Annotated in this window: 2 tRNA genes and 1 rRNA gene; all 3 read left to right on the plus strand. The window is 34.6% G+C overall.

Annotated elements, in window-relative coordinates:
• Positions 1–556: ribosomal RNA gene (locus IEX62_RS24320) — 16S ribosomal RNA — on the plus strand; the annotation flags it as partial.
• A gap of 117 nt (positions 557–673) precedes the next feature.
• A tRNA-Tyr gene (locus IEX62_RS24325) sits at positions 674–760 on the plus strand.
• A 77-nt stretch (positions 761–837) separates the two neighbouring features.
• A tRNA-Asn gene (locus tag IEX62_RS24330) sits at positions 838–907 on the plus strand.

Raw genomic sequence — 907 nt, forward strand, 5'->3', positions numbered from 1 at the left:
TAGTAAATACCATATTCCAACTATATTTAATTATTAATACAAGTGTTGCACGGCTGTCTTCAGTTGATGTTGCGAAACTGTGGTTCGTTCCATGGAATTAACGTAAACCCTTGCTTTATTTGTAAATATTATAAAGCAGTTCACCTTTATATAGGAAATGATAAAAGGGATCAAGACAAGTCATCATGGCCTAAATATTGTGGGCTATAGACGTGCCACATTTTCCTAAACAAAGAGATGCAAAAATGTGAATTTTAGCTAATCTCAAAAAATAGGATAAAAATATACAAGGATTGTAGTCTGAAATTCGACTGCATGAATAAGAAATTGCTAGTAATCGTGAATCACCATGACACGGTGAATATTCCCTCGGATTGGTACTAACCACTCGTCACATGCTGAAAGGAGTGCGTGCAATAAGTTTGCTTTTCTGTTATAAGTAAGTAGACATATAGGTTTAGATGTTATAATAGGATCCTTCGTATGCGCGGCTCTGATTAGTGTTAAGTCGAAATACGGTTCGTGTAGTGGAAGTTGCACGGGACTTATCAATGTTGAACAATACGATTGGATATACACCCCCTGGGTTCGTGGCGAAAATTGCCTCGTTCCATTTTATAGGGAAAATATATCCTTATGTATATATTCTTTATTTTAAAGTATATATATATAAAGGAGGGTTCCGTTTGTTGGTATGACGGGTTAAGCTGTAAACTTAATGACTAATTAGTCGTCGAAGGTTCAATTCCTTTCTCTCCTATAGGAATGAGCTTCAGGGCTTCATTGCTAGTCTAAAGATTAAATATTAATATTAATATTAATTATTAATATTAATGAGCTTCTATAGCTCAACGGTAGAGCATAATACTGTTAATATTAGGATAGATGTTCGATTCATCTTAGAGGC

The sequence above is a fragment of the Paenibacillus hunanensis genome (assembly GCF_014645615.1).
Classification (GTDB): domain Bacteria; phylum Bacillota; class Bacilli; order Paenibacillales; family Paenibacillaceae; genus Saccharibacillus; species Saccharibacillus hunanensis.